Below are 26,786 nucleotides of genomic sequence, written 5' to 3'. Positions count from 1 at the left end.
GCCGCTGCTCCTCTCCGCCGATCTCCGCCTGCGTGCACCAACGGCCATTGTTCCGGTCGGCGCCGTCCGGGCGCGCGGCGGGGGTGAACACGCGTCCCAGGGGCCTTGCCCGTTCCGGTCCGCCTGCATGCGGGGGAGGGACGGCGCGCGACCGCCCACCGGCCGCGCGCCGTCCCGCCCCCGCCTCTCGGGCCGGGCGAATCGCCCCCGGACCTACTTGACCGCGCCCATCGACAGTCCGCGCACCAGCTGGCGCTGGGCCATCCAGCCGATGACCACGATCGGCAGCGACGCCATCGTGGCCGCGGCGGCCAGTTGCGCCCAGTACAGCCCTTCGCTGGTGATGAACCCGACCAGGTACACCGGCACGGTGGCCGCCTGCGACGCCGTCAGGTTCACCGCGAAGAAGAACTCGTTCCACGAGAAGATCATGCAGATCAGCGCCGTCGCGGCGACGCCGGGCGCCATGATCGGCAGCATGACCGACCACAGCACCCGCGGCAGGCTCGCGCCCTCCATCTGCGCGGCCTCGACGACGCCCGCGGGAACCTCCAGGAAGAACGAGCGCAGCATCCACACCGCGATCGGCAGGTTCATCGCCGTGTAGAGCACCACCAGGGTCCAGATGTTGTCCAGCATGCCCACCTCGGCCGCGGCGACGTAGATCGGCACGACCACCGCCACCAGCGGCAGCATCTTGGTGGAGATGAAGAAGAACAGCACGTCCTTGGTTCGCTTGACGGGCCTGATCGACAGCGCGTAAGCGGCCGGGGTGGCCAGCACCAGCACCAGGGCGGTGGAGGCCAGGGTGGCGATCAGGGAGTTGCCGACATAGGGCGTGAAGTCCGCGCCGACGACGTCGCGGAACTGCTCCAGTGTCGGTTGGAACAGCAGCGTGGGCGGATCGGTCTGGGCGATGCCCTCGGTTTTGAAGGCCGTCAGCACCATCCACAGCGCCGGCGACACGAACACCAGCGCGATCGCCCAGGTCAGAACGGTGAGAGCGGTCCCGCCCACGGTGCCGCGGGAGCGTCGGCGCGGGGCGGGGGCCGCGGCGGGGCGTGTGCGGGGGGCAGGGGCGGTGGCGGTGGCGGTCACGACTTCGCCTCCTGGTCGGACATGAACGTGCGGAAGATCAGCCGCAGCGCCAGCGTCGCCACGACGATGGTGCCGATGACCACGATGACGCCCATGGCCGCCGACTGGCCGATGTCGAACCCGAGGAAGGTCCGCTGGTAGATGTAGAACGGCAGGTTGGAACTGGCCGTGCCGGGCCCGCCCTGGGTCATCATGTAGATCGTGTCGAAGGTGTTGACCACGTAGATCGAGCCCAGCAGCACGCCCAGCTCGATGTAGCGGCGCAAGTGGGGCAGCGTGACGTTGGTGAACATCTGCCACCGGTTGGCGCCGTCGACCTGGCCGGCCTCGACCACATCACGGCTCTGGCTCTGCAGCCCGGCCAGCACCAGCAGCATCATGAACGGGCTCCACTGCCACACCAGCGCGGTCACCACCGAGACGACCGGGTACTGCGCGACCCAGTTCACCTCACCCAGCCCCAACGGTGTGAGCACGAACCCGACCAGCCCGAAGACCGGGTCGAACATGGTCGTCTTCCACAGCAGCGCGGTGGCCACCGGGATGATCAGAAACGGCGTGATCAGCAGGGTGCGCACCACGCCGCGCCCCGCGAATCTGCGGTCGAGCAGCATCGCGAGCCCGATTCCGACCGCCATCGAGATCAGCACGCAGGAGGCCGTGATGACGACGGTGTTCAGCGCCGCCCCCAGGAACTGGGCGTCGGTGAGCACGTAGGCGTAGTTGTCCAGCCCGGCGAAGGCGCCCGAATCCGGGCGCAGCAGGTTCCACGACCGCAGCGAGTAGAAGATCGTGAAGAGGAACGGCAGCTGCGTGACCAGGATCGTGAAGATCAGCGCCGGCAGCAGCGGGGCGCGCAGGGACCAGCCGCGGGCGCGCCTTCGGGCCCGCGGCGTGGGGGCGGGAGCCGCCGGGCGCTGCGCGGGTGCGGTGGCGGTCGCGCTCATCGCGGCACCCTCCCCACCGCGGGGCCGGTGGTGCGGTGGCGGCCGCGTCGCCGAGTACTCATTGCGCCTCCTTGTAGCTGTCGCCCACCGACTGCGCGTACTGCTGGCTCTGCTCCAGGGCCTGGTCGACGCTGATCTGCCCGGCGACGGCGGCGCTGAGCTGCTGGCTGACCCGGGTGCCCAGGTCCTGGAACTCGGGGATGGCCAGGAACTGGACGCCGGTGTAGGGGACGGGACGTATGCCCGGGTCCTTCGGGTCTGCGTCGGCGATGCCCTCGCGCATCGGCTCGGCGTAGGCCCCGGCGACCTCCTGGTACTGCGGGTTCTCGAAGGTGGAGACGCGGCTTCCGGGCGGTACGCGTTCCCAGCCGTACTCGTCGGCGACCGTCTTCGTGTACTGCTTATCGGTCATCCACGACAGGAACCGCCAGGCGGCGTCCGTGTGCTCGGAGGTCGTCGGGATGGCCAGCGACCAGGTGTAGAGCCAGCCGCCGTAGTCGGTCTCGGACACCGGCGCGGGCGCATAGCCGCTCCTGCCGGCGATCTTGCTGGAGTCGGGGTCCTCCACGGTGCTGACCATCGCCGTGGCGTCGTAGAACATGGCGGCGCGCCCCTGGCTGTAATGGGTCAGGCAGTCCCCGAAACCGCTGCCGGCGGCGCCGGGCTGGCCGTGCTTGCGCACCAGGTCCACGTAGAACTCGGCGGCACGGCGGAACTCGGGCGAGGTGAGCTGGGCGTTCCAGTCCTCGTCGTACCAGCGCCCGCCGAAGGTGTTGAGCATGCTGTTGAAGGGGGCCAGCAGCTCGCCCCAGCCCGGAAGACCGCGCAGGCAGATCCCGGCCGTGCCCGACTCGGGGTCGTGGAGTCGGGCCGCGAGGTCGGCGACCTCGGCCCAGGTGGGGTCGGCCGGCATCTCCAGACCGGCCTCCTCGAACAGGTCCGTGCGATAGGCCAGGAACGACGACTCCCCGTAGAACGGCACCGAGTACATGTCGCCTCGGTAGGAGAGGGACTCGCGGATGGGCTGCAGGAAGTCGCCGGCGTCGTAGCCCTCGGAGGCGTCGATGTGGGGCTGCAGATTCTCCAGCCACCCGTTCTCGGCCCACATCCGGGTTTCGTAATTGCTGATCATGACCGCGTCGAACTCGCCGCCGCCGGTGGCGACCGACGTGGTGATCTTGGCGCGGGCCTCGTTCTCGGGCAGGGTGACGAACCGCAGGTCCACGCCCGGGTTCTCCTTCTCGAAGTCCGATCGCAGCGAGATGGCGTCCTCCATCTGCGGATTGGACACGATGGCGACCACCAGCGTCGTGCCGTCGCCGCCGGCGGCGACACCGCCGGCGCCCGCACAGCCCGACACCAGTGACACCGCGGCGCCCACTGCGCCCAGTGCGGCGAGCCGCCCGGGGCGGCCTTTCGTCCTCGGCAACGGGAAATCTCCTCCTCGACGGTCGCTCTGCGGGGATTCAGGCCGTGCCGGTGGGCAGAACCTGCACCTTCACACCGGATCCGGCGCGCATCGCCTCCAGGGCGCCCGGGAAGTCCGCGAGGGGAAGGGCGTGGGTGAGCAGCTCCTCGGTGCGCACCCGGTCGGCGGCCAGCAGGTCCACGGCGGCGCCGTAGCTGTTCAGCACGGCCATGGAGCCCACGACGGTGATCTCGTCGTTGTAGATCCGAAACGGCGACAGCGCGACGCGGGCGTCGTCGGGGGCGACGCCGAAGACCAGCAGCCGCCCGCCGCGGCGCAGCGCGCCGAAGGCCGCCTCGATGGCCGCGGGCGCGCCGGTGGCGTCGGCGGCGGCGTCGAAGCGCTCGTCGTCGAGGTCGGCGGCGTCGGCGGCGGTGGCGGCGGCGCCCATGGCCGCGGCCAGCTCCAGGCGCTCGGTGTTGCGGTCGACGACGGTGACCTCGGCGCCGTTGTTCTGCAGCAGCTGCTGCAGCAGCAGCCCCATGGTCCCGGCCCCCATGAGCAGGAAGCGTTCGGCGGCGTGCACGCCGATGCGGCGTACGCCGTGCACCGCGCAGGAGAGCGGTTCGATCACGGCGGCCGCGCGGTAGCCGACGTGGTCGGGCAGGCGGTGGCAGTTGACGGCGGGGGCGGCGACGTATTCGGCGAAGGCGCCGTCGACGGTGTCGCCGATGGCGCCCCAGTTGGCGCACAGGTTGCCGCGGCCCGCGCGGCAGTAGGTGCAGTGCCCGCAGAACAGGGAGGGGTCTACGGCTACCCGGTCGCCCGCGCGCAGCCCGCCGGGGGCGCGTGCGCCCACGGCCACCACCTCTCCGGCGAATTCGTGGCCGGGAACCAGCGGGTAGGGGCTGGGCGGGAACTCGCCGTCGGCGATGTGCAGGTCGGTGCCGCAGACGCCGCAGGCGCCTACGCGCACCACCACGCCGTCGTCGGCGGGCGCGGGATCGGGCCGGTCTCCCACGGTGACGGTCCCGGGACGTTCGATGATGGCTGCGCGCACGGCCGCTCCTCGCTGCTGGACGGGTGGTCCCCGGCCGTCGGAAACACGGACACGGGTTGCTCATATGAGCGGTTTTTCGCTCATGTGATGTGCAACATTCAAACCCCGCGGGAAACGCGCTGTCAACGTATGATTCACGTATGAGCGGAACGGTGATCAGGTGAGCAGCAGTGAGCGCGCCCCGCAGAGCGACGCCGCCCCAGCCGCGGCACAGCCCAAAGCCCCCTTCAAAGGCCCCGCGGAACTGGTGCTGGTCTCCACGGTCGCGCGCCGGTTCTACCTGGACGGGCGCTCCAAGGTGGAGATCGCCGACGAGTTCGGCATCAGCCGCTTCAAAGTCGCCAGGGCGCTGGAGACCGCGCGCGACCACGGAATCGTGCGGATCTCCATCCGGGTGCCCGCACGCATCGACCCCGACCTCTCCGACCGGCTGCGCGCCGCCTTCGGACTCCAGCGCGCCATCGTCGTCGACGGCTCCGAGGACCCCGCCCAGACCCACCGCCAACTCGGGTCGGTGGCCGCCGACCTGCTCGCCGAAGTCGTCGAGGACGGCGACGTGCTCGGTCTGGCCTGGGGCCGCACCGTCAACGCCGTGGGCGCCGAGCTGACCCGGCTGGCCCGCTGCACCACCGTGCAACTGGGCGGCGTGGTATCCCACCGCACCTACGGAGAAGACGCCAGCGAGGGATCGGTGGAGTCGGTGCAGCGCGCCGCCCAGCTCTCCGGCGGCCCCGCCTATCCCGTCTACGCGCCGCTGATCCTGCCCGACGCCACCACCGCCCGCGCCCTGCGCGGCGACCCCGGCATCGCCGGCGCCCTGGAGCGTTTCGACCGGCTGACCAAGGCGGTGGTCTCCATCGGCGGCTGGGACGAGCAGAGCTCCACCGTCTACGCCTGCCTGGACGCCCGGGCACGCGCGCACCTGAGCGGCGCCGGCGTACGCGCCGAGATCTCGGCCCAACTGTTCGACTCCGCGGGCACCCGCGTGCACAGCGAACTCGACGAACGGGTGCTGGCCATCACCGACGCCCAACTGGCGCGCGTGCCCGACGTGATCGCGGTGGCCGGCGGCCCCGGAAAATCCGAGGCCATCGGCGTGGTCCTGCGCAGCGGCCTGATCTCCACCCTGGTCACCGACGCCGCCACGGCCACGGAGCTGCTGGGCTGACGGACCCGCCGCGCCCCCGGCCCGGGCACTGACGTCCGGCGCGGCGGCAGGCTAGGGTCGGTGCCCCGGCCGGGCCGAGCGGCGCGGCCGGGGCGGCTGCCGAGGGAGGTGGTGCGATGGCTCGCGACTACGGTGAGCACGGCCTCCTGGACCGCCCCCCGAGACCGGCTCGTTCCGCTCCGGCGACACCGAGCCGATCGATGCCGCGGCCGCCCCCGGACGCGCCGGACGCGCCGGGGACCGGACCGGCACCGGAACCGACGGCATGACCGGCGACGATCCAGCCAAGGAGGCTCCTCACGTGGCGGAGCAAGCGAGCGGTTCCGAAGGGCCGCTGAGCGGCACCGTGGTCCTCGACCTGTCGCGGGCGCTGTCCGGGCCGCACGCGGCCATGCTGCTGGGCGACCTCGGCGCGCGGGTGATCAAGGTCGAGCAGCCCGGCACCGGCGACGAAACCCGCAGCTGGGGTCCGCCGTTCGTCGGTCCCGACGACGAGCGGATCAGCACCTACTTCCTCGCCTGCAACCGCAACAAAGAGTCTCTCGAACTCGACCTGAAGTCCCCGGACGGCGCCGCGCTGCTCACCCGCCTGGTGCGCGCCGCCGACGTGCTCGTGGAGAACTTCCGCCCCGGCGTGCTGGACCGCCTCGGTTTCTCCGCCGAGCGCACGGCCGCACTCAACCCGCGCCTGGTGCAGTGCTCCATCAGCGGATTCGGCCACGACGGCCCCGAAGGCGGCCGCGCCGGCTACGACCAGATCGCCCAGGGCGAGGCCGGGCTGATGAGCCTCACCGGCCCCGACCCCGAAACCCCCACCAAGGTCGGTGTGCCCATCGGCGACCTCCTGGCCGGGATGAACGCCGCCTACGGCGTGCTCAGCGCCCTCTACGAGCGCCACACCACCGGTCGCGGCCGGGTGGTGCGCACCTCGCTGCTGTCGTCCATCGTGGGGGTGCACGCCTTCCAGGGCACCCGCTGGACCGTTGCCGGGCAGGCCCCCCGTGCGATCGGCAACCACCACCCCTCCATCGCCCCCTACGGCGCCTACACCTGCGCCGACGGCATGCTGCAGGTCGCCGTCGCCAGCCGGGGCCAATGGCAGAGGTTCGCCGGCCTGCTGGGCATCGACGCCGACGACCCCCGCTTCGCCGACAACGCCGCGCGCGTCGCCAACCGGCCCGCGCTCGACGCGGCCGTCGAAACGGCCCTGGCCGAGAGCGGACGCGACACCTGGCTGGAGCGCATCGGCGCGATCGGCGTCCCCTGCGGCGCCGTCCGCACCCTCGACCAGGTCTACGAGTGGGACCAGGTCCGTTCCCAAGGTCTGATCGCCGAGGTCGACCACCCCGTCCTGGGGCCCGTCGAGCTGCCCGGATCGGCCGTGCGCTTCAGCGATGCCGCCGCGACCGCCGCCGAAACCCCGCCCGGCCACCGCCCCCCGCCCCGCCTCGGCGAGCACAACGACACCGTCCGCGCCTGGCTGGAGACCCTCGACGAGCCCGGCTCCGCGACCTCGGCGACCGCGGAACGGGACGGGGCGGGACCGTAAGCAACGGGGGAGGACGGGACAGTGCCCCGCCCTCCCCTCCGCAAGACGCGGTCGCGACAGGCCGGGGGTGGGGCCGTCGGCTCGGTGCTTGACCGCGCCTCCGGTCGGGCCGCCGCGCCAGAAGCGCTGCAGCACGATCATGGCGATGATCAGGGGGACGATGGGCAGCAGCGAGCCGGTGACCACCCGCATGTACATGTCCGGGTCGCTGCCCTGGTACGACTGCCAGGTCGCCAACCCCAGCGTGATCGGGTAGAGCTTCCCGTCGGCCGGCATCACCAGCGGCAGCAGGTAGGTGTTCCAGACGGCCACCAGCTGGAACAGGAACCCTCGGCATCACTCCGGCCGGCGTGCTCCACCACTTCGGCTCCAAGACCGAGTTGCTCACCGCCGTCCTGGAACTGCGCGACAACGACGCCCCCCGCCCAAGTGGCAGCGCTTCCTGGACCACCTCGTCTCCACCGCCCAGCGCAACGCCGCTCACCCCGGAACCACCCGGCTCTACGCCGTCCTCTCCGCCGAAAGCGTCACCGAAGGCCACCCGCCCAGGACTGGTTCCGCAACCGCTACGCCGAACTGCGCGCCGACGTCGAACAGGCCGTGCTCGACCGCCTGCACCCCGGCGGCGAATCCGGCCCCGACACCGCCCGCCCCACCCGCGAAGCCGCGGCGGCGATCCTGGCCGTCATGGACGGCCTGCAAGTGCAGTGGCTGCTCGACCCCGACGCCGTGGACATGGCCGCCGTCACCCGCCTGGTCGCCGACACCCTGGCCACCCACCTCGCCCAGTCCGACCAGACCACCCGGACCGGCCCGGCCGACCGGGACCTGCCCGAACCCGGCGCCGGCACCGCCCACCGCACCGCCTGACCCGTACCGGAACCCGGACCCGCCCCCTCCGGCCGGATACGGCCCCCGGTTAGAGTGCGGTCGCATGGAACGTGTACTCGTATTCAGCCGCACCACCGGATACCGGCACGACTCCATCCCCGCCGGCACCGCGGCGCTGGAGGAACTGGGCCGCCGCCACGGGTTCGAAACCGACGCCACCGAAGACCCCGCCGCCCTCGGCAGCGGACTCGCCGGCTACAGCGCCGTGGTCTTCCTCAGCCCCTCCGGCGCGGTCCTCGACGACCCCGCACGCGCCGCCCTGGCCGACTACGTCGCCTCCGGCGGCGGCTTCTGCGGCGTCCACGCCGCCTCCACCGCCGAACCCGGCTGGCCCTTCTACGCCGACCTGGTCGGCGCCCGCTTCACCCGCCACCCCGAAGTCCAGCCCGCCCGGGTGCGCACCGAGGACCGCACCCACCCCGCTACCGCCCACCTCGGCGCGACCTGGACGCTCACCGACGAGTGGTACGACTTCGACCGCGACCCCCGTGCCGACGGCACAACCCGCGTCCTGCTCTCGGTCGAGGAGGACACCTACCGCGGAGGCGGCATGGGTCCGGGACACCCCATCGCCTGGTGCCGCGGCGTCGGTGCCGGCCGCTCCTTCTACACCGCCCTGGGCCACCCCTCCTCCGCCTACGCCGAGCCCGCCTTCCGCTCCCACCTGCTCGGCGGGCTGCGCTACGCCGCCGGGTGGTAGCCGCCGCCGGCCGCACGCCCCGCCCGCAGGACGGGCGGACCCCGCCGCGGGCGCGCGGAGCCGCGGCACCCGGCCCGCGTTCGCGGAGCGCCCGGCGCCGGCGCACCGCCGAGCGCACGGCCCCGGATCGCCCGAACCGCACCCACCGGCCCGCCCGCTAAGCTGGCGGTATGAACCCCGCGCCGGAGGAAGGCCGCACGCTCGTCGTGGACGGCGGGCTCGCCACCCGCCTGGAGGACCTCGGCTGCGACCTCGGCGACGAGCTCTGGTCGGCGCGGCTGCTGCGCGACGCCCCCGACACGATCCGCCGGGCCCACCGCGACTTCTTCGACGCCGGCGCCGACGTCGCCATCACCGCCTCCTACCAGGCCTCCATCGCCGGGTTCACCGCCCGCGGCCCGACCCGCCGCGAGGCCCGCGCCCTGATCACCCGCTCGGTCGACCTGGCGGCCCAGGCCCGCGACGCGGCCGGCGGAGGGCTCGTCGCCGCCAGTGTCGGCCCCTACGGTGCCGCTCGGGCCGACGGCTCGGAATACACCGGCGACTACGGCCTGGACCCCGACCCCGACATCGCGGTCGACACCCTGGCCGACTGGCACCGCGAACGCTGGCACCTGCTCGCCGACAGCGGCGCCGACCTGCTGGCCTGCGAAACCCTCCCGTCCTACACCGAGGCCCGCGCCCTGGCCCGGCTCCTGGCGGAGACCCCGGGCGTGCGCGCCTGGTTCAGCTTCAGCTGCGCCGACGCCGCACACATCAGCGACGGCACCCCGCTGGCCCGCTGCGCCGAGCTGCTTGCGGACCGCGAACAGGTGGTGGCCGTGGGTGCCAACTGCACCGCCCCGGACCGCATCGACGGACTGATCGCCCGGGTGCGGGGCGCACCCGCGGTCGTCTACCCCGACTCCGGCGAGACCTGGGACGCCGCATCAGGCACCTGGGCAGGCACCCGCGACCCTGAGGCCTTCGGCGCGGCCGCGCGGAGGTGGCGGCAGGCGGGCGCCCGCCTGATCGGCGGCTGCTGCCGCACCACCCCCGACCACATCCGCCGGATCCGGGACCACCTGGACTGACGCCGCCTCCTCAGGAGAACGGCGACGTCACCTCCCGCCCCGCCGCCATGTCGGCCGTGACCCCGTGCATCGCCTCGGTGTCGTTGAGGTGCGGAAACGGCGTTTCGGGTTCCCCGGCGCCCACGAACGCGCACAGCGGCCCCCAGCCCTGGCCGAGCTCATAGACCAGCAGCCGCTCGGCCGGCCCGGCCTCCACGACCGCGGCCCGGTGCCGCTCGAACGCCGCCACCGCCTCCCCCTCGTCGGGCACGCGGTCGCACTGGCCGAACAGCGACGTCCACAGCAGGCGCATCGTGACTCCTCCCGCGGCTGAAGCCGCGGGCTTCTCCCCTCGCCGTTCAGGCGAGGGGAAGGACCAGCCCGGCCCTGATTGCGGCGTTCAGCGCGCCCACCCGGTCGGCGTGGTCGGTATGACCGCACCGGGTGCAGCGGAACTCGGCTTGCGTCGGGCGGTTGTCGGCGTGTGCGTGCCCGCAGTCTTCGCGGGGACAGGTGCGCGACGTGTTGCGGGCACTCACCGGGACCAGTCCGCGACCGGCGCTCTCAGCCTTGTACACGAGGATCCCCAGGAACACCCCCCAACCCGCGTCCAGGACGCTCTTGTTCAGTCCGGCCTTGGCGGCGGCCCCGTTGGGCAGGAAGGCACTCGGCCGTTCGGGGGCGGGCCGGGGTGCGGGCTTCTTGGCCATACCCGCGGTATTGAGGCTTTCGTAGCCGATCACGTCGAACCGGCGGATGAGGTCCAGGGCGGTCTTGTGGTGGTGGTCGCGGCGCTGGCGCGCTACTTTGGCGTGTAGTCGCGACACCTTGTCCCGGGCGGTGCGGTGTTTGCGGGTGCGGTTGGCGTGTCCGGTCTTCTTGGGGAACCGGGCCAGGTGCCGCTGGGCGGCGCCGAGTTCGTCGGCCGCCGCCTGGAGGAACCGGGGGTTGGGGACGTGCTCGCCTTCGGAGGTGGTGGCGAAGGAGGCCACGCCCATGTCGATCCCGGCCACCGCCCCTGTGGGTTCCAGCGGTTGGGCGGGAACTCGGTCGCAGGCCAGGATCAGGTAGAACCGGTCGCGTTTGACGCTGACGGTCTTCACGCGGCCCTCGACCTCGTGGTGGCGGTGGACCCGTACGTGGCCCACCCCCTGCAACCGCACTCGGGTGACGCGCTCGTGGGGGGCGGAGTCCCACCGGCACCCGTCGCCGTCCTTGGGGAAGTCGACGGTGTCGAACCGGCCCGCGCCTTTGAACCGGGGGTAGCCGGGGGTGTCGCCGTTCTTCTTCCGGCGGAAGAACGCCTGGAACGCCTGGTCCGACCGGCGCAGGGTGGCCTGCTGGGAGGAGAACGACCACCGGCCCTGCCCGTCGGGGTCGGTAGTGCGGATGTCTTTGAGCTGCGCGGACTGGCCGCCGTAGCGGATGCGGGTGCGGGAGGGGTGGGTGTAGGCGTCGCGGCGTTCCTGCAAAGCGGCGTTGTACAGGCGGCGGTGGTCGGCCAGCATCTGCTCCAGCGCGGCGCACTGGCGCGAGGTGGGCCGCAGCAGGAACTTGTAGGCGCGGTACATCACTGTTCCCCTCCCTTCTTCCGCGGGCGCTGCCATTGGGTGTCGATGTGGCGCTGGACGGTGTCGGCGCTGACGGCGCCTACTGACGCGGCGAAGTACGACGCCGACCACAGCGTCGGAAGTCGCGACGTCGGATGCGGGAACTCCTCACGCAGCACCGAAGCCGCATGCGAACAAGCGTACGATAGTTGGTCATGGGCGCGCACGAAAACGCCGGAACCGGCAGGCACCGCGTGTTCGTTCCCCATGCGCACTCGGCTTTCCCCACCGATGACCGCATGCGGTTTCTCCGACGTCCGCCTGCACCATATGGAGGAGACCATGCACGCGGTGCGCGGACTCCGAGGCCGAGCCGGTGGAGTCCGACGGCGCGGGCGAGCACATGCACCCGCCGGTGCACCTCCCGCCCGAAGCTACGCGGGGAAGTCGGCGTCAGTTCCGCCGTGAACGGGCGATCCCGGTAACAGGGGGAGTAGCCCAGCCGCTCCAGGGCCGCCTTCATCGAACTCGTGCCGGTGCGCGGCAGTCCCGTGCCGATCACCTCGACCATGCGATCCGCCTTCCGCCGACTCCTCGGACCCGCGGCCCCCTCGGCCCGCGCCGCCCGCGATTCCCACCCCCTGCGGCGCGCCCGGCCAGAGCTGCCGCATCACCGGATCGGGCCACCCGCGCGCACCGCGTCGCACCCCTCGTCCGGCGGCGGACCGGATCAGGCGATCCGGGGCGCGTACGCGACACGGACGCGCGCATGGGTAGCGGGGGAGTGCCACCGGCGGCACCGCCCGCTCGCCGACGACGGGAGCCGAGGTGCCGCGCCCCGGCGCGTCCCCGCCCCTCCGGCGGCGGACGACCACACGGAAAGGCAGGTCCGCCATGGCCGACATCGCCGTCTTCGGCGGCAGCGGGATGATCGGGTCCCGCGTCGTCGACGAAGCGCTCTCCCGCGGGCACACCGTCACCGCCCTGGCCCGCGACCGCACCCGGCTGCCCCGCGAGGACGAGCGGCTCGGCGCCGGCGTCGCCGACGTGCTCGATCCCGACGCCGTCACCCGGGCCGCCCGCGGCCGCGACGTGCTGGTCAGCGCGGTCGGCGGCGGCGACGGCGCCGGCCACCGCGCGCTCGTCGAGCCTTCGGCCCGCACGATCGTGGAAGCTCTGCGGCGGTTGGCGGACCCGCCCCGCTTCATCATGGTCGGCGGCGCGGGAAGCCTGGAGACGGGACCGGACACGCGGGTGTGGGACACTCCCGGGCTGACCGGGGACATCCTCGCGACCATGCACGCCCACGGTGAGGCGCTGGAGTTCCTGCGCAGCGTCACCGACGTCGAATGGACCAGCCTCAGCCCGCCCGCGGTGATCGAGCCGGGCGAGCGTACCGGGGCCTACCGCACCGACACCCGCCGGCTCGTCGCCGACGCCCGGGGCAACAGCCGTATCAGCGCCGAGGACTACGCGGTGGCCCTGGTCGACGAGATCGAGTCGCCCCGCCACCGCAACGAGCGCTTCACCGTAGGGGAGTAGTCCGCAGCACAGCAGGAGAGGGAGGAGGCCGCGATGGCCGCCGAACGCGAGAAGCACGTCGTACAGCAGGTGCTCGACGAGGCCGGGGGCACGATGGCCCGGGAGGCGGGCATCGACCTGGCCGACCGCTCCGCGCCCGTGTGGCAGCTGCTGGTCCTGGTCAACCTGGTCTCGACACGCATCTCCGCCGACATCGCCGTGGCCGCGGCCCGCGAGCTGAACCGAGGCCGGCGGCACCGCGCCCGCCAGCATGGCCGAACTGACCTGGCAGCAGCGCGTGGACGCGCTGGGGCGCGGCCACTGCGTCCGTTACGACGAGAGCACCGCGACCCCACGCGGATGTCGGCGGCGCGCAGTACGGTGCAGGTATGTGCCGAAACATCCGCCGCCTGCACAATTGCGAGCCGCCCGCCACCGAGGCCGAGGTCCGCGAGGCCGCCCTGCAGTACGTCCGCAAGGTGAGCGGAAGTACGCGCCCCTCGGCCGCGAACGGCGCGGCCTTCGACCGCGCGGTCGACGCGGTGGCCGCCGCGACCGGCGAGCTGCTGGACTCCCTGGTCACCTCGGCGCCGCCGCGTTCGCGCGACCAGGACGCCGCCCGCGCGAAGGAGCGTGCTGGCCGGCGCGACGAGGACGCGGCCGCGCCCTCCTGACCCGCCGGCGGCCTTCAGGGCAGCCCGGGTCGGCGCCGCTGCCATCGCACGTCCAGCCGCTCGGGGGAGCGGTGGATCATGGTGGGCAGCATCCGGATCCGGGAACCGGGGTCCAACCGTGCGTTGGGAAGGCGCCGGGTCAGTTCGTCCAGCACGGTCGTCAGCTGTGCGCGGGCCAGGCGCGCCCCCGGGCAGGCGTGGACACCGTGGCCGAACCCCACGTGGCCCTGCGGTCGCCGCGTCACGTCGAGGCGGTCGGGCCGGGAGAACCGCGCCGGGTCGCGGTTGGCCGCGCCGAAGGAGACGAACACGACGGCGCCCTCCGGTAGCGCGGTGCCGCCCAGAGCGGTGTCGCGGACGGCCCGGCGGCGGAACCCCTGGATGGGCGCGTCGAACCGGGCGCATTCCTCCACCGCGTCGGGGATCAGCTCGGGGTGCGCGCACAGCGCCTCCCATTGCTCCCGGTGGCGCAGCAGGTGCAGCAGCGTCGACGCCATGAGCGCGCTGGTGGTCAGGTGCCCGGCGAGCAGCAGGTTCTGCAGCGACGACACGCACTCGCCGCGCTGCTCACGGGTGAGTCCGCCTTCCCCGGGGGCGAGCGCGTGTACGAACCCGGTGACCAGGTCGTCGCGCGGTTCGGCGCGGCGGCTGCGCACGTAGTCGTCCATCCGGTGCTGCTGCTGCGCGATCTCCCGTGCGGCCGCGGCCTGGTCGTCCTCCTCCAGAGGCCGAAACGCCAGTTCCGTCGCGAGGTAGCCGCCGCGTACGGCGGCCGGGACGTCCTGGGGATCCAGCCCCAGCACGTGTCCGATCACCTCGCCGGGCAGCCGCCGTGCGAGCCGTTCCACCAGGTCGGCGCCGTCCTCGGCGGCGAGGCCGTCGACGATGCGGGCCGTGCGCTCGCTGATCGCGTCCTGCACCGACGCGAACCGGGCCGCCGACAGGCCGCGCGTGTGCGGCTCGCGGTAGCGGCGATGGGCTGCACCGTCGGAGGAGAGGGCGACTCCGCCGGCGCCGATGCCCGCGGCCAGCTCCGCCCGGGCGCGGGGCCCGGGGACGGCGTCGGGCCGCAGCGCGCCTGCGGAGGAGAAGTCCTCGGGGCGGGCCAGCGCCTCGCGCACGTCGGCGTAGCGGGTCACCAGCCACGCGTCCAGTTCGGTGGCGAACGTCAGGCCCAGCTGCCGGCGGGCCCGCGCGTAGTGGGGGTAGGGGTCGCGCTGCACGGCGTCGAGCGCGGCGAAGTCCATGCGGCTCCCTGCTGGTGCGGCGGCGGGCGGGGGTGGGTAGCGTGCCTGCGGCGATGATGGCTCAGCGGCGCGGGCGCGGCAAGGCGCGCCCCAGCGTGCGGCCGGTGCGCGCACCGCCGACCGCCGAACAGGACCCCCGTCACCTGCAGGTCATCGCACATGTTGGCCCATATGTAATATGAATGCTATAAACAATAGCGTTCACAATACGAAAGGTAGGAAGGCTATGTCCTTGGTGGAGGAGGGCGCCCACGCGCCCGCCGCACCGGGCGGCGCCGGCGGGCCCGGCGCCGCCGTCGAGGTCTCCGGGCTGCGCATGCGCTACGGCAGCACCGACGTGCTCCGCGGAATCGACCTGCACGCCCAACCCGGGGAGGTCGTCGTGCTGCTGGGGCCCAACGGCGCCGGCAAGACCACCACGGTGGAGATCCTCGAAGGGTTCCGGGCGCGCTCGGCCGGCGACGTCAGCGTCCTGGGCGCCGACCCCGCCACGGGAGACGAGCGCTGGCGCGCACGCCTGGGCGTGGTCATGCAGTCCTGGCGCGACCACGGCCGCTGGCGCGTGGGCCAACTGCTGTCCCACCTCGCCCGCTACTACACCCCCTACGCCGAACCGGGGCTGCCCGAACCGCGGCCCGTCGCCGACCTGCTGGAGACCGTCGGGCTGACCGGTTACGCCCACCGCAGGATCAACACCCTCTCCGGCGGCCAGCGCCGCCGCCTCGACGTCGCCATCGGTATCGTCGGCCGGCCCGAGGTGCTGTTCCTGGACGAGCCCACGGCCGGCTTCGACCCCGAGGCGCGCCGCGACTTCCACGACCTCGTCCACGCCCTGGCCGACGAGAACACCACGATCCTGCTGACCACCCACGACCTGGACGAAGCCGAAAAGCTCGCCGACCGCATCCTCATCCTCGCCGGCGGCCGGGTCACGGCCCAAGGCACCGCCGCGGAACTCGCCGACCGCGTGCCCGCCGACGCCGAGGTCAAATGGGCCCGCCACGGCCAGCGGTTCGTGCACTCCACCCCCGACGCCACCGCGTTCCTGCGGGAACTCCTGGAGGAGGCCGGCGACGAGGTCACCGACCTGGAAGTGCGCCGCGCCACCCTGGAAGACGCGTACATGAGCCTGGTGCGGCGCCACGAGGCCGGCGGCACGCACGACGCCGCGGCCGCCTTCACCGAGGAGGTCCGATGAATCCCCCCGCCCTGACCGCCGTCCGCGCCGGGCTCTCCCGCGGGTGGATCGAGTTCCGGCAGTCGGTGACCACCCGCGACGACCTGGTCAGCCACGGCGGCCTGGCCCTCGTCTTCACGGTCGTCGCGCTCTTCATGCGCAGTCAGAACGTGGACGGCACCGGCGTGCCCATCGCCAGCATGTGGATGGCGGGCATGATGGGCCTCGTGGTGGCCACCCAAGGGCTCATGGGGGTGGCGCAGACGCTGACCGCCGAGCGCGAGGACGGAACCCTGCTGCGGGCCAAAGCGATCCCCGACGGGACGGTCGGCTACCTCGTGGGCAAGGCCGTGCACATCACCCTCGTCACGGCCTCCCTCGTCGCGGTGCTGCTCGTCGTCGCCCTGCTGCTCATGGACGGCTTCCGCGTGGGCGGACCGGCCGCGTGGGCGACCCTCGCCTGGGTCCTGATCCTGGGGCTGATGGCGATGGCGCCGCTCGGGGCGATCGCCGGATCCCTCATCTCCAATCCGCGCGTGGTCATGACCGTGCTCATGGTGCCGTTCATGGCCATGATGGGCGTATCGGGCGTCTTCTACCAGGTCAGCGGATTCCCGGAGTGGCTGCAATGGATCGCTCAGGCCACGCCGCTGTACTGGATCGCGCTGGGAATGCGCTCGGCGTTCCTCCCCGACTCCATGCTGGCCGTGGAGATCGCCCAGTCCTGGCGTCTGGACCAGGCCGCGCTGGTCCTGGGCGCGTGGGCGGTCGTCGGCTTCCTGGCGGCCGTGCCCGTCCTGCGCCGCATGGCCCGGCGCGAATCCGGATCCCGTGTCGAGGCCGGACGCCGGAGGGCGATGCAGCGTGGCTGAGGCGCATGAGACCGAAGAGCCGACGGCGCCGCCGCTCCGGAACGGGCCGTCGGAGGCCGGCGACGACGGATCCGGCACCGGCACCCGGCACAAGGGCGGATCCCGCGGCGGTGCCGGCGCCGACGCCGAGCGCATCCACAACCGCATTGCCGTGCTGCGCGCCGAACGCGGGGTCTCCCGCCGCCAGCTCGCCGAGGCGCTGGGGGTGCACTACCAGACCGTGGGCTACCTGGAGCGCGGCGAGTACAATCCCAGCCTGCATCTGGCTCTGCGCATCGCGAAGTACTTCGGCGTCCCCGCCGAGGTCGTCTTCTCCACCGAGCCCTTCCCCCGCATCGGCGGCTGACTCCGCCGCGCGCTCACCCCTCCAGCAGTTCCCGGCCGATGTAGCCGCCGCCGGACGGAGCCGGCGGCACCGCGAACAGGGCACTGCCCTCGTGGCGGGTGTACTCGTTGAGCGCGTCGCCGGAGTCGGCCAGGTTCTGCTGCACCGGTACGAACCCCCGGGCCGGGTCGGCCTGCCAGGCCATGAACAGCAGGCCCGCGTCGCGGGTGCCGTCGGCGCGCCAGCCCTCGTCGAAGCTGTAGCCGCGGCGCAGCATGCGGGCGCCGAGGTTGTTCTGCGGGCTCGCCGCACGGATGTGGGCGTGGCCGCCGATGGCCGGGCTGCCGTCGGCGTTCTCGGCGGTGAGGTCGACCTCGGCGTCGGCGCCCCGCTGCCCCAGCGGGGCGCCGGTGGCCAGCTCGCGGCCGATCACCTGCTCGCGGTGGTCCACACCGGTGGCGAACCAGTCCTCCAGCAGCATCCGGATGCGGCGCACGACCACGTAGCTGCCGCCCGCCATCGGGTCCGGCCCGGCGCCCGGCTGCACCTGCACGGTCCGTTCCAGCAGCGACGAGCCCTGCGCCGGGTTGTTCGTACCGTCGATCTGGCCCATCAGGTTGCGCGGCGTGGCCGCGGGGTCCTCGGCCGCGGCCGCCGTGCGCCTGAACCCCCGCACCGACCACCGCACACGCGTGTGCTCGCGCGCACGGGCGAGCAGGTGCTGCACGGCCGCGGCGGCGACCACGGGGTCCTCGGCGCCGACCTGCACCAGCAGGTCGCCGCCGCACCACTGCTCCTGCAGCGCGTCGGAGGCGAACTCCGGAAGGTCGGCCATGGCGTCGGGGCGCGCGTCCTCCCGGCCGGCCGCCGCCAGCAGCGAGGCGCCGACGCCGACGGTGACCGCCAGGGACGCGGGCCGCAGATCGGCCGAGGCCGCGCCGTCTGCGACCGCGGCGGGCCCCTCCTCGTGCAGCCGGTCGGCTGCCGCCGACCACGCCTTCAGCACGGCTGCGGCCCGTTCGCGGGCGCGGTCGGGCCCGCCGCCGTCGGCGAGGTCGAGCGCGAGGACGTGGGCGAAGGCGGGCGGCGTTCCGGTGATGCCGGGCTGCAGCCGTCCGAGGCCGCCCCGCCGCGCACGCGATCCGGCCATCCGCAGACGCGGCGGCGCGGCGTCGCCGCCGGCGGGGTCCGCACCCGGCGACAGCGCCTCGCCCGCTCCCAGGCCGGTACCCGCGCCGATGAGGGCGGCGGCGCCCACCCGCGCCAGCAGCCCGCGGCGCGACACGCCGCCGGCGGGCCGCTCCTGCTCCGGTCCGCCGTGGGAACCGGACGTGCTTTCGGTCATCGCCTGTGCCTGCTCCTCGATGCGCTGCGACCCGCCCCGCGCCCGGGCCCGTCCCCGTGCGGACGCCCTCGCGGAGGGGTCAGCCGGTGCGGCCGCGCTCCAGGACGGGTGCCTGGACCTCGACCTCGGTTCCGCCGTCGAATTCCAGAGTCAGCTCTACCGTGTCGCCCACGGCCGGAGTTTCGGCCAGGTCCATGAGCATCAGGTGGTAGCCGCCCGACTCCAGGTGCGTCGTGCCGCCGGCGGGCACGGGGACCTCCTCGGCGCCGGTCATCACCTGCGCACCGCTATCGGCGGTCTCGGTGGTGTGGATCTCGGTTTCGGGCGCGGCGCTGCTGGAGGCCGAGACCAGAGCGTCGTCCTGCTCGCCGTCGTTGCCCAGCGCCATGTAGGCCGCGGCCACGTCGGCTCGGGCCGGTTCGGGCACCCAGGCGCCGGTGACGCTGATGGGGCCGCTGGAGGCGCCGCCCTTGTCGGGGCCCGCGCTTTCGGCGGTGGCGTCGGGCGCGGCCGCGGCTCCGGAGCCGGCTCCGGAGCCGCACCCGGCCAGGGCGCCGGCGGCCAGCGCGGCGGCGGCGAACGCGGTCAGGCGGCGCCCGGCCGCCGACGCGCTCACAACCGCTCCTGGGCCAGGTCGGAGAGGACCCCGCCCATGTCGTCCGGCGCGGTCCCCTCGTCGAAGAACCCGACGGCCGATCCCGCGCCGTCGAGGACGGCCACCCGCTGTCCGTGGCTGACGAGGTAGTCGCCCTCGGTCTTCTCGGGCTTGTCGACCGGGATTCCGTAGGCCTCGGCCGCATCGACCACGTCGTCGATCGGTCCGCGCACGCCGGTGAACCCGGGGTCGAACGAATCGAGCCAGCCGCGCAGCTGCTCGGGGGTGTCGCGGTCGGGGTCGGTGCTGACCATGACCACGTCGAAGCCGTCGGCGGCCGGGCCCATGCCCTCCAGAGCGGCGGCCACGTCGGCCATGGTGGTGGGGCACACGTCGGGGCAGCTCGTGTAACCGAAGTACAGCAGCGTCAGTTTTTCCTGGGCCACATCGCCGAAGGACCACGGATCGCCCTCCGTGGTGGAGAACTCGTAGGACGGCGCGGGCATAGCGGTCTCCGCGACCTCCAGGAAGGGCCCCCGCTGGCCGGGCTCCTGGGCCTCGCCGGTGCCGCCGCAGCCCGCCAGTGCGACCGCGGCCGCAGCCGCGGCCCCCGCCGCCAGAAGCCTGCTGCGCAGGACTCCGCTGTGCTGCTCACTCATCGTCGAGCGCCTCTCCTCACCACATCCGACCCGGGGTTCGAACGGGCCGCGCGGACGCCTGCGTCCGGACGCGCCGGCCACGCTCCCGCCGGGCGGAGGCGCAGGGGGCCCGGGCGGCGGCAGACGGCGCCGTCGAAACGCCGTACCCGCAGCGCAGCGCGGTCCGGCCGCGCGGTGTCGAAATGCGCGCGGTCCGGAGCCGACGCTACCTCCGGTCGCGGGCGCCCGTGATCGGGGGTGGGCTCAGCTCGGCCGCACCTCCGAGGAGGGCGGGGCGGGTACCGAATCCCCGCCGGTGCGGTCGGTGCCGCCGTCGGGGGCGAACCCGATCTGCTCCAGGGCGCGGCGCCCGGGCTCGCAGGCGCGCTCCAGCTCGTCGCGTTCGGCCCGGTCCAGCGTTTCGGCGCCGGACTCGCGGCGCCGGATGAGAGCGGTCGCGCCCTCCAGCCATCGCGGGTCGGCGCCGATCCCGGTGAACCCGGCGATGCGCGCCAGTTCGGTGTCGGGATCGTTCAGCACGTCCTCGTAGCGAACGTGCAGCAGCCGGTCGGCGGCAAGCCCGCGCAGGTGCGGGACCGCGTTCTCGACCATCGACGACCACGCGGCGGCGAAGACCGTGGGAGGGATGGGCTCCTCCATCAGCGCCCGGGCGTCGAACTCCGCGGGCAGGTAGCGGCGCAGCGATTCCGGAAGTCGCGCGGAGTCGCCGGGCGCGGGCTCGTCGTAGGGATCGTGCCCGAGGACGCCCTGCATCTGAAGGGTCCGGAACACGAGCCGGAAGGAGGGGTGGCGGCTCATCGACAGCGCGCAGTCCACACCGTCGCGGTAGAGGTGGATGAACCGGGCGTCGGGGAAAGCCGCGACCAGGTCGCCGGCGAACATGAACGACGCCCCCGACCGCTCGAAGACCGCGGTGCGCCGCCACCGGTGCGCCAGCGCGGCGAACAGGGCGCGGTAGTGCCCGGCGGCCGAGCGCCGCGGCCAGGCGCAGGTGAGCTCGCGCACCTGCTCGTACGTCCGGTCGGGGTCGCCGCCGAGATGGGGCAGCGTGATGAAAGAGATCGCCGGGATTCCCGTATCGGCGGTGAAGGCGCCGGTGCCGAGAGGATAGCTGAACTCCGGCGACGGGATGCCGTTGCGTACCAGGACGTTGGGCTTGGGGCGCGGCGTACTCAACAGCTCCCAGAATTCGGCGCCGGTCAGAGTGTCTTCCGGGAAGATGTCGGGTGCCAACGAGCGGAACAGCTCGCTGAGGCTGAGGACCTCGGGGTGGCGGACCATGATGCGCGAAAGCATCGTGGAGCCGCAGCGTCCGGTTCCCAAGACGAGAGTCGTATCCGGCACGGTCGGTCTCCTGTCTGTCAGGTCGGTTTCCGGGTGGACGCAGGCGTTCGCGCGCGGCGCCGGGCGCCGGCTGCGCGCAACCGCAGGCACACGAGCGCGATCACCGCGGCCACGATCGCCAGCGGGACGAGCATGATCCACTCGGTGACATGGGCGTAGGACAGGCCGGACAGATAACCGGCCGTGGCCAGGGCGGCCGCCCACACGAGCGCGCCCGCGGCGTTGGCGAGAAGGAAGCGCGCCGGACTCATCCGCGACATTCCCGCGACCATCGGAACCGCCGAACGGAAGAACGCCGTCCAGCGCAGCAGGAAGATCGCCCATACGCCTTTTCTGTCTATGAATTCCTGTGCCGCCTCGATGCGTTCCGCGCGGCGCCGGGCGAATCGTGTACGCAGTACTCTCGGACCCACGGCGCGGCCGATGGCGAAGCCGATCGTGTCACCGGTGAACGATCCGGCGAACGCGACCGCGACCATCAGCGGAAGGCTGCCCGATCCGAGCTGGACGAGAACCCCGCCGAGCACGACCGAGACTTCCCCCGGAAGTACGAACCCGACCAGAACCGCTGACTCCGACAAGGTCATGAGTCCCACGCACAGGTAGCCGTAGGCCATGTCCAGCCCCAGCACGAAGTCGTTGAAACCAGACAGCGGATTTATCGTCCCAGCGACGTCCATGGGAACGATTCTGCACGCTCGGAGAGCGGAAGTCGACGTCGGTGCCCGGTTTTCGTATGTGTACTTAAGGTTGGTTTTGGAACTGCTTTTGGATTTCCGTCGACGGTGGCGGTCGGGTCGGATCAGCGGCGTCGTGCATCTCCCGGAAAACCAGCACTGAGCTGCGGATTTAGGTCGGCTTCAGCGGGATTATACGGACTCGGGAAGCCGATTTACAGGCGCCTCTGGGATTGTTCTTCCCGGATGTTGAGCATGCGGATCCCGCGCCGCCGGAGCGGCGGCGCACCCTGGCGAAAGGGACGATCGGTGGCTGAAGAGCTGACTTTCTCGGCACTGCTGCAGGACCGCCTGGCGGTCTTCGGCGACTCGGGGCGGTTCGTATTCGCCGGGCGCGACCGCGGCGGTGGCGACGACACGGTCCTCGACTACGCCGCGCTGGACCGCAAGGCGCGCGCGGTCGCACTCCTGCTGCTGGAGCGCCGGCTCACCGGCAGGTCGGTCCTGCTCAGTTACCCGGGGGCGCAGGACTTCCTCCCCGCCTTCATCGGCTGCCTCTTCGCCGGTGCCGTGGCGGTCCCCACCCCCCTTCCGGACCGCTCTCCCGACAGTCTCGACCGCATCGCCCGGATCGCGGCCGATGCCCCCGACCTGGGTGCGGTGCTCACCGACGACGCCAACGCCGGCTTCTTCGGTTCCTGGATCCGGGACGGCCGCCTTCCCCGGGGAGTGGAATGCCTGGCCACCGACACCGCCGCCGAAAGCGTCCCCCCGGCTGCAGAACTCGCCGAGGTGGGACCCGACGACGTGGCCCTGCTGCAGTACACCTCGGGTTCGACCAGCGAACCCAAAGGCGTGCGCATCACCCAGGCCAACCTGCTCCACAACCATCGCGACATCGTCCGGCACACCGGAGTCGGTCCCGAATCGACAGGCGTGGGGTGGCTGCCCTATTACCACGACATGGGGCTGATCGGGCTGCTGCTGACCCCCTTCCAGCACGGATTCCCCTGTGTGGTGCTGGACCCGATGGCCTTTCTCAAACGCCCCCGCCGGTGGCTGGAGCTGATCACCCGCCACCGCGCCACCCATACAGTGGCGCCCAACTTCGGCTACGAACTGTGCCTGCGGCGCGTCGGCGAGCGGGACCTCGACGGTTTGGACCTCTCCAGTTGGCGCGTCGCGCTCAACGGCGCCGAGTTCGTGCGGGCCGAGGTCGTCGACGGCTTCACCGAGCGCTTCGGCCGCGTGGGTTTCGCCCCCGCGACCTTCACCCCCTGCTACGGCATGGCCGAGACGACCCTGCTGGTCACCTGCGCCTCGCCGCACCGCGAACCCACCGTCGTCGACGCCGACGCCGACGCCCTGGAACGCGACGAGTTCCGGCCGGCGCCCGGGTCCGGCGGGGCCCGCAGGCTCGTCGGCTGCGGCGCAGCCGATTCCCTGGACGTGCGCGTGGTCGACGCTGACTCCGGCGACCCCCGGTCCGACGGCGCCGTCGGCGAGATCTGGGTGCGCGGCCCTAGCGTCGCGGACGGCTACAGCGGCCGTCCCAGCTCCACCGCCGAGACCTTCCACGCCTACACCGGTGCGGGGGAGGGCCCCTTCCTTCGTACCGGCGACCTGGGATTCCAGCGCGGCGGCGAACTGTTCGTCACCGGACGTGCGAAGGAGGTCGTGGTCCTCAACGGGCGCAACCTCTACCCCCAGGACCTGGAGGCCGACGTCCGCCGGGTGCTGCCCGACCGGGCCTGCGGAACCTCCGCAGTCTTCGGCACCGGCCCCTTCGGCGACGATGTCGTCGTGGTACAGGAGGTGCGGGCCACCGCACTGGGGGAGACGTCCCTCGACGAGGCGTCGCGCCGCATCCGCTCGGCTCTGGCCGCCGCCCACCGCTTGACCCCGGCCCGGGTCGTGCTCGTCCCCTTCTCCCAGGTTCCGCGTACGACCAGTGGCAAAGTGCGCCGCGGCGCCGCGCGCTCTCTGCACGACAGCGGGGCGCTGAGCGTGCTGCACGCCTGGTCGCAGGGGACCTCCGAGCCCGCGGCCCGCGCCGGTGCAGTGGAGGCCTGAGATGCGCTACCCGCCGCTGGCCCTGGCCGAGGACCTCGAAACACGCATGGGACCGGCCCGCGACCCCGCCTTTCCCCTGTCCCACGCCGCGGCCTGCGGCAACGACGACCGTGCGGCCTACCCGTGGGAGGCGTCGGCCGTGCTGGATGAATGGGGACTGGCCGACTACGCGGTGCCCACGGCCCACGGTGGGCGGCTGACCAGCATCGACCAGGCCGTGCACCTGATGCGGGCCGTGGCTCGGCGCGACCTGACACTGGCCATCGGCCACGGCCGCACCTTCCTCGGCGCGGTGTCGGTGTGGTTGGAGGGCAGCCCCGAGCAGGCGCAGAGCCTGGCCCGGCGGCTGACCTCGGGCGAGCGGATCTGCTGGGCGCTGACCGAGCGCGCCCACGGCAGCGACCTGCTCAGCGGTGAGCTCTCCGCAGTCGGGGACGGCTCGGGCTACACCCTCCACGGCGAGAAGTGGCTCATCAACGGCGCCACGGACAGCGGTCTGGTGTGCGTGCTGGCGCGCACCGCGGCCGAAGCCGGACCGCGCGGCTTCGGCGTCTTCCTCGTGGACAAGGCCGATCTCGCCCCCGGAACGTTCCGATGTCTGCCGAAGGTGCGCACCTACGGTATCCGCGGCGCCGACATCAGCGGTATCGCCTTCGACGGCGCACACCTCGGCGCCGCCGCGGCGATCGGATCTCCCGACCGCGGCGCGGAAACCGTACTCAAAGGACTGCAGCTGACCCGGACGCTGTGCACCGCGCTGTCCCTGGGTGCCGGAGACGGCGCGCTGCGTTCGGCCGCCCACGCCGTCCACGAAAGCGCCCGCGCGCAGGGCCCGCCCGATGCCCCCGGGCCTCGCCGGGCACTGGCCCGCTCCTACGCCGACCACCTCCTCGGCGAAGCGGTGTCGATCGCCGCCGCGCGCGCCGTCACCGTGCTGCCCGGCGAGTCCAGCATCACCTCCGCCGTGGCGAAGTTCGCGGTTCCGCACACCACCGAGGCGGCCGTCGCCGCGCTGGAGCCGGTCGTCGACCTGTGCGCCCCGTCCGAGCCCACCGCCCGCGCCTTCGCCAAAGCCCGCCGCGACAACCGCATCGTGGGACTGTTCGACGGAAACAGCGTGATCAACCGGCACGCCCTGATCAACCAGTTCCCCACGCTGTCCCGCGCCGAGAGCAAAGGGCGTGTCAGTCCCGACGCCGAGGCGGTATTCGACCTGGGCACCGAGGCCCCGTCCATCTCCTGGGAGCGCATCAGCCTGGCCGCCCTGCACGGCAGTAGCGTGGTGCAGGCCCTGCCGACGCTGGTCGAACGGGCCGCGGGCGGGGGCGGGGCGGCGGCCGCGCTCGCGCCCGCGGCGCGGCGTCTGGGGCGGGTCCACGAGCGTGTACGCGCCGAGCTGGCCGCCTATCGCCCGGTCGCGCTGCACGCCCCGCCCGAGGCGTTCGACCTCGCCCGCCGCTACGCGCTGTGCTTCGCAGGCGCGGCGTGCCTGTGGCTGTGGCTGGACAACGCGTCCGGGGCGGCAGCGGGCGCGGGCGGCCGCGTCGATCTCGCCGAGCCGCTGTGGGCCGACGCGCTGTGGGTGCGCGCCGCCCTCGCCCGGGTCCTGGAGCGGATCGGCGCCCCCGCGCCCGCCGACACGGGCGCCGACGACGCGCTCCTCGGCGCGATGTGGGACCAGTTCGCCGGCGGCCGGCTCTTCTCGCTGCTGGACTGTCGAGTGGAGGACGAGTGAACGCACCGACGACCGATCCGCACGCCGTGCCCGCTGCCGACGCGGGAGCCGGACCGCCGCGCCTGGAGCTCATGCTGGGCCCGCCGGGCGATCCGGACCATCCGTTGAGCCGTGCCGCACTCGCCTCCGCCGAGCCCGGCGCACCGCCACCGGGCTGGGACGGCGTGCTCACCCCCGACGAGCGCGTCGCCCTGTTCGCCCCCCGCGTGTTGGGCGGCGAATTCGACGGGGTGGAGGAGCTGATCACGCAACTGCGGCCCGTCTACCGCCGCGACCCCGCCACCGGCCGCGCGTTCGCCGGAACCGCGCTGGCGCTGGCCCCCGTGCTGTGGGACGAAACCGCGCCCCGCGAGCGTCGCGAGCAGGCGGTGCGGACCCTGCGCACCGCCCGGCCTCCGCGGGTGGCGGCTCCCCCCGACCCTCCGGGGGGAGCCGCCGGGCTGCTGCGCGCCGGAATGACCCTGGCCGCCGTGGACACCGCCCTGCGCCTGACCCTGGACTTCGCGCTCGACCGCCGCCTCTACCAGGGCACGGTCACCGACCTGCCGCACGCGCGCGCCACCCTCGCCGACGCCTTCGGCCGCCTGCTGCGCGCCGACGCCCTGGTCCGCGCGGCGGCACGCGCCCGCACCGAACAGGCCGGCGGTGCCCCCGGCGCCGAGGCGGCGGCCCTGGCCGACGCCGCGCAGGCGGCGGCATCGACCGCGCTGTGGCCGGTGGTGGAGGACCTCGGCGTGGTCCTGGGCGCGCGCTCCTACCTCACCGAGGGCCGCCACGCCTCCTTCGCGCGCGTCTACACCGAGCTCCCCGACCTGGACCCCGCGCGCGGCACCGCGTTCGGTCGGGCTCTCTTGCACCGTCGGCACGACTCCGGCGACGCCCCCCTGTGGGTCGGCGACCCTCAGGCCGACCGGGACGTGCGCGCCCGCGCCGAGCTGCTGGCACAGGGCTGTGCCGCCGCCGCATCCGACACCGCCGTAGCGGCGGGCGTTCCCGAGGAGCGGCGCGATGCGCTCTTCGCCGAGCTCGTCGATCGATTCACCCGCGCCCGGAGCTTCACCGCCGAGCGCGGCGCGCTGCTGTGATGAGACCTGCGACCCGAAGCCGAGGAAGGAAACC

At 73.2% G+C, this 26,786-nt stretch carries 26 protein-coding genes and 1 pseudogene; 13 read left to right on the top strand and 14 right to left on the bottom strand.

Going from position 1 to position 26,786, the window contains the following annotated elements:
• Positions 1 to 213: 213 nt before the first annotated feature.
• From HNR25_RS23695 to HNR25_RS23680, 4 genes are read right to left on the bottom strand one after another with little or no spacing between them, the layout of a single operon-like run.
• Complete coding sequence (locus tag HNR25_RS23695) at positions 214 to 1,098, bottom strand: carbohydrate ABC transporter permease (protein ID WP_184640028.1); 885 nt, start codon at positions 1,096 to 1,098, stop codon at positions 214 to 216.
• On the bottom strand, positions 1,095 to 2,045 hold the full coding sequence (locus HNR25_RS23690; RefSeq protein WP_184640026.1) for a carbohydrate ABC transporter permease: 951 nt from the start codon (positions 2,043 to 2,045) through the stop codon (positions 1,095 to 1,097). The genes HNR25_RS23695 and HNR25_RS23690 overlap by 4 nt, the downstream gene beginning before the upstream one ends.
• Positions 2,046 to 2,103: 58 nt before the next feature.
• The gene (locus HNR25_RS23685) at positions 2,104 to 3,474 is read right to left on the bottom strand and encodes an ABC transporter substrate-binding protein (RefSeq protein WP_446696992.1); all 1,371 of its coding nucleotides are present in this window, start codon (positions 3,472 to 3,474) and stop codon (positions 2,104 to 2,106) included.
• A 37-nt stretch (positions 3,475 to 3,511) separates the two neighbouring features.
• Positions 3,512 to 4,513, bottom strand: coding sequence for a zinc-dependent alcohol dehydrogenase family protein (locus tag HNR25_RS23680; protein WP_184640024.1), 1,002 nt, complete (start codon positions 4,511 to 4,513; stop codon positions 3,512 to 3,514).
• Positions 4,514 to 4,757: 244 nt separating this feature from the next.
• On the opposite strand from HNR25_RS23680, the gene HNR25_RS23675 reads away from it, so the two are divergent.
• From HNR25_RS23675 to mmuM, 5 genes are all read left to right on the top strand, one after another.
• On the top strand, positions 4,758 to 5,681 hold the full coding sequence (locus HNR25_RS23675; RefSeq protein ID WP_184640559.1) for a sugar-binding transcriptional regulator: 924 nt from the start codon (positions 4,758 to 4,760) through the stop codon (positions 5,679 to 5,681).
• A 301-nt stretch (positions 5,682 to 5,982) separates the two neighbouring features.
• Complete coding sequence (locus tag HNR25_RS23670; protein ID WP_312862759.1) at positions 5,983 to 7,230, top strand: CaiB/BaiF CoA transferase family protein; 1,248 nt, start codon at positions 5,983 to 5,985, stop codon at positions 7,228 to 7,230.
• A gap of 429 nt (positions 7,231 to 7,659) precedes the next feature.
• Positions 7,660 to 8,100: a TetR family transcriptional regulator C-terminal domain-containing protein gene (locus HNR25_RS23665; RefSeq protein ID WP_312862758.1), complete on the top strand. Its 441-nt coding sequence runs from the start codon at positions 7,660 to 7,662 to the stop codon at positions 8,098 to 8,100.
• 64 nt (positions 8,101 to 8,164) lie between these two features.
• The gene (locus tag HNR25_RS23660) at positions 8,165 to 8,821 is read left to right on the top strand and encodes a ThuA domain-containing protein (RefSeq protein WP_184640020.1); all 657 of its coding nucleotides are present in this window, start codon (positions 8,165 to 8,167) and stop codon (positions 8,819 to 8,821) included.
• Positions 8,822 to 8,991: 170 nt separating this feature from the next.
• Complete coding sequence (gene mmuM / locus HNR25_RS23655; protein ID WP_184640018.1) at positions 8,992 to 9,894, top strand: homocysteine S-methyltransferase; 903 nt, start codon at positions 8,992 to 8,994, stop codon at positions 9,892 to 9,894.
• A gap of 10 nt (positions 9,895 to 9,904) precedes the next feature.
• On the opposite strand, the gene HNR25_RS23650 is transcribed toward mmuM, so the two are convergent.
• The 4 genes and pseudogenes from HNR25_RS23650 to HNR25_RS26310 all read right to left on the bottom strand — a co-directional run.
• Positions 9,905 to 10,186 carry a sulfotransferase gene (locus HNR25_RS23650; protein WP_184640016.1) on the bottom strand — a complete coding sequence of 94 codons (282 nt, stop codon included), beginning with the start codon at positions 10,184 to 10,186 and terminating at the stop codon, positions 9,905 to 9,907.
• A 46-nt stretch (positions 10,187 to 10,232) separates the two neighbouring features.
• The gene (locus tag HNR25_RS23645; protein WP_184640014.1) at positions 10,233 to 11,444 is read right to left on the bottom strand and encodes an RNA-guided endonuclease InsQ/TnpB family protein; all 1,212 of its coding nucleotides are present in this window, start codon (positions 11,442 to 11,444) and stop codon (positions 10,233 to 10,235) included.
• Positions 11,444 to 11,602: a transposase gene (locus tag HNR25_RS23640; protein ID WP_221459377.1), complete on the bottom strand. Its 159-nt coding sequence runs from the start codon at positions 11,600 to 11,602 to the stop codon at positions 11,444 to 11,446. Before HNR25_RS23640 ends, HNR25_RS23645 begins: the two co-directional genes overlap by 1 nt.
• A gap of 311 nt (positions 11,603 to 11,913) precedes the next feature.
• Positions 11,914 to 11,994 (bottom strand): annotated as a pseudogene (locus tag HNR25_RS26310) (sulfotransferase); the annotation flags it as partial.
• A 323-nt stretch (positions 11,995 to 12,317) separates the two neighbouring features.
• Between HNR25_RS26310 and HNR25_RS23630 the strand changes: the two are divergent.
• Together HNR25_RS23630 and HNR25_RS23625 are read left to right on the top strand one after the other, a co-directional pair.
• Positions 12,318 to 12,965, top strand: coding sequence for an NAD(P)-dependent oxidoreductase (locus HNR25_RS23630; RefSeq protein ID WP_184640012.1), 648 nt, complete (start codon positions 12,318 to 12,320; stop codon positions 12,963 to 12,965).
• Between the two features lie 368 nt (positions 12,966 to 13,333).
• Entirely contained in the window at positions 13,334 to 13,618 is a 285-nt protein-coding gene (locus HNR25_RS23625; protein ID WP_184640010.1) for a DUF2277 domain-containing protein, read from the top strand.
• Positions 13,619 to 13,632: 14 nt separating this feature from the next.
• Here HNR25_RS23625 and HNR25_RS23620 read toward each other — a convergent pair whose 3' ends face one another.
• A complete protein-coding gene (locus HNR25_RS23620) occupies positions 13,633 to 14,865 on the bottom strand; it encodes a cytochrome P450 (RefSeq protein WP_184640008.1) in 1,233 nt (410 codons plus the stop codon).
• Between the two features lie 226 nt (positions 14,866 to 15,091).
• On the opposite strand from HNR25_RS23620, the gene HNR25_RS23615 reads away from it, so the two are divergent.
• The 3 genes from HNR25_RS23615 to HNR25_RS23605 all read left to right on the top strand — a co-directional run bounded on the left by HNR25_RS23615 (position 15,092) and on the right by HNR25_RS23605 (position 17,260).
• Positions 15,092 to 16,063, top strand: coding sequence for an ABC transporter ATP-binding protein (locus tag HNR25_RS23615; RefSeq protein ID WP_184640006.1), 972 nt, complete (start codon positions 15,092 to 15,094; stop codon positions 16,061 to 16,063).
• Entirely contained in the window at positions 16,060 to 16,914 is an 855-nt protein-coding gene (locus tag HNR25_RS23610; RefSeq protein WP_184640004.1) for an ABC transporter permease, read from the top strand. Before HNR25_RS23615 ends, HNR25_RS23610 begins: the two co-directional genes overlap by 4 nt.
• 133 nt (positions 16,915 to 17,047) lie before the next feature.
• On the top strand, positions 17,048 to 17,260 hold the full coding sequence (locus HNR25_RS23605) for a helix-turn-helix transcriptional regulator (protein ID WP_184640557.1): 213 nt from the start codon (positions 17,048 to 17,050) through the stop codon (positions 17,258 to 17,260).
• Between the two features lie 13 nt (positions 17,261 to 17,273).
• Here the strand turns inward: HNR25_RS23605 and HNR25_RS23600 are convergent, their stop codons facing one another.
• The 5 genes from HNR25_RS23600 to HNR25_RS23580 all read right to left on the bottom strand — a co-directional run bounded on the left by HNR25_RS23600 (position 17,274) and on the right by HNR25_RS23580 (position 21,862).
• Positions 17,274 to 18,584 carry a Dyp-type peroxidase gene (locus tag HNR25_RS23600; protein WP_184640001.1) on the bottom strand — a complete coding sequence of 437 codons (1,311 nt, stop codon included), beginning with the start codon at positions 18,582 to 18,584 and terminating at the stop codon, positions 17,274 to 17,276.
• Between the two features lie 79 nt (positions 18,585 to 18,663).
• Positions 18,664 to 19,200 (bottom strand): copper chaperone PCu(A)C, encoded by a 537-nt coding sequence (locus tag HNR25_RS26300; RefSeq protein ID WP_184639999.1) that lies wholly within the window; start codon positions 19,198 to 19,200, stop codon positions 18,664 to 18,666.
• Complete coding sequence (locus HNR25_RS23590; RefSeq protein WP_184639997.1) at positions 19,197 to 19,838, bottom strand: SCO family protein; 642 nt, start codon at positions 19,836 to 19,838, stop codon at positions 19,197 to 19,199. Before HNR25_RS23590 ends, HNR25_RS26300 begins: the two co-directional genes overlap by 4 nt.
• A 243-nt stretch (positions 19,839 to 20,081) precedes the next feature.
• Entirely contained in the window at positions 20,082 to 21,182 is a 1,101-nt protein-coding gene (locus HNR25_RS23585; protein ID WP_184639994.1) for a sulfotransferase family protein, read from the bottom strand.
• Positions 21,183 to 21,199: 17 nt separating this feature from the next.
• Positions 21,200 to 21,862 (bottom strand): DedA family protein, encoded by a 663-nt coding sequence (locus tag HNR25_RS23580; RefSeq protein ID WP_184639992.1) that lies wholly within the window; start codon positions 21,860 to 21,862, stop codon positions 21,200 to 21,202.
• 306 nt (positions 21,863 to 22,168) lie between these two features.
• Here HNR25_RS23580 and HNR25_RS23575 point away from each other — a divergent pair, with 306 nt between their 5' ends.
• The 3 genes from HNR25_RS23575 to HNR25_RS26965 are packed head-to-tail and all read left to right on the top strand — an operon-like array spanning position 22,169 to position 26,752.
• Entirely contained in the window at positions 22,169 to 23,932 is a 1,764-nt protein-coding gene (locus tag HNR25_RS23575; protein ID WP_184639990.1) for a fatty acyl-AMP ligase, read from the top strand.
• Position 23,933: 1 nt separating this feature from the next.
• Entirely contained in the window at positions 23,934 to 25,667 is a 1,734-nt protein-coding gene (locus HNR25_RS23570; protein WP_184639988.1) for an acyl-CoA dehydrogenase family protein, read from the top strand.
• Positions 25,664 to 26,752 carry an acyl-CoA dehydrogenase family protein gene (locus tag HNR25_RS26965; protein ID WP_184639986.1) on the top strand — a complete coding sequence of 363 codons (1,089 nt, stop codon included), beginning with the start codon at positions 25,664 to 25,666 and terminating at the stop codon, positions 26,750 to 26,752. The genes HNR25_RS23570 and HNR25_RS26965 overlap by 4 nt, the downstream gene beginning before the upstream one ends.
• Positions 26,753 to 26,786 lie beyond the last annotated feature (34 nt).

This window comes from Streptomonospora salina (assembly GCF_014204715.1).
Lineage (GTDB): Bacteria > Actinomycetota > Actinomycetes > Streptosporangiales > Streptosporangiaceae > Streptomonospora > Streptomonospora salina.
Note: the sequence above shows the minus strand (reverse complement) of the source record. Positions and strands in the feature narration are given on the sequence as shown.

What these genes read in the sequence shown, in the direction of transcription:
- HNR25_RS23690 (WP_184640026.1), bottom strand. Translation starts at nt 2,045, where the DNA reads ATGAGCGCGACCGCCACCGCACCCGCGCAGCGCCCGGCGGCTCCCGCC.
- HNR25_RS23660 (WP_184640020.1), top strand. Translation starts at nt 8,165, where the DNA reads ATGGAACGTGTACTCGTATTCAGCCGCACCACCGGATACCGGCACGAC.
- mmuM (WP_184640018.1), top strand. Translation starts at nt 8,992, where the DNA reads ATGAACCCCGCGCCGGAGGAAGGCCGCACGCTCGTCGTGGACGGCGGG.
- HNR25_RS23650 (WP_184640016.1), bottom strand. Translation starts at nt 10,186, where the DNA reads ATGCGCCTGCTGTGGACGTCGCTGTTCGGCCAGTGCGACCGCGTGCCC.
- HNR25_RS23645 (WP_184640014.1), bottom strand. Translation starts at nt 11,444, where the DNA reads ATGTACCGCGCCTACAAGTTCCTGCTGCGGCCCACCTCGCGCCAGTGC.
- HNR25_RS23630 (WP_184640012.1), top strand. Translation starts at nt 12,318, where the DNA reads ATGGCCGACATCGCCGTCTTCGGCGGCAGCGGGATGATCGGGTCCCGC.
- HNR25_RS23625 (WP_184640010.1), top strand. Translation starts at nt 13,334, where the DNA reads ATGTGCCGAAACATCCGCCGCCTGCACAATTGCGAGCCGCCCGCCACC.
- HNR25_RS23620 (WP_184640008.1), bottom strand. Translation starts at nt 14,865, where the DNA reads ATGGACTTCGCCGCGCTCGACGCCGTGCAGCGCGACCCCTACCCCCAC.
- HNR25_RS23615 (WP_184640006.1), top strand. Translation starts at nt 15,092, where the DNA reads ATGTCCTTGGTGGAGGAGGGCGCCCACGCGCCCGCCGCACCGGGCGGC.
- HNR25_RS23610 (WP_184640004.1), top strand. Translation starts at nt 16,060, where the DNA reads ATGAATCCCCCCGCCCTGACCGCCGTCCGCGCCGGGCTCTCCCGCGGG.
- HNR25_RS23600 (WP_184640001.1), bottom strand. Translation starts at nt 18,584, where the DNA reads ATGACCGAAAGCACGTCCGGTTCCCACGGCGGACCGGAGCAGGAGCGG.
- HNR25_RS23590 (WP_184639997.1), bottom strand. Translation starts at nt 19,838, where the DNA reads ATGAGTGAGCAGCACAGCGGAGTCCTGCGCAGCAGGCTTCTGGCGGCG.
- HNR25_RS23580 (WP_184639992.1), bottom strand. Translation starts at nt 21,862, where the DNA reads ATGGACGTCGCTGGGACGATAAATCCGCTGTCTGGTTTCAACGACTTC.
- HNR25_RS23570 (WP_184639988.1), top strand. Translation starts at nt 23,934, where the DNA reads ATGCGCTACCCGCCGCTGGCCCTGGCCGAGGACCTCGAAACACGCATG.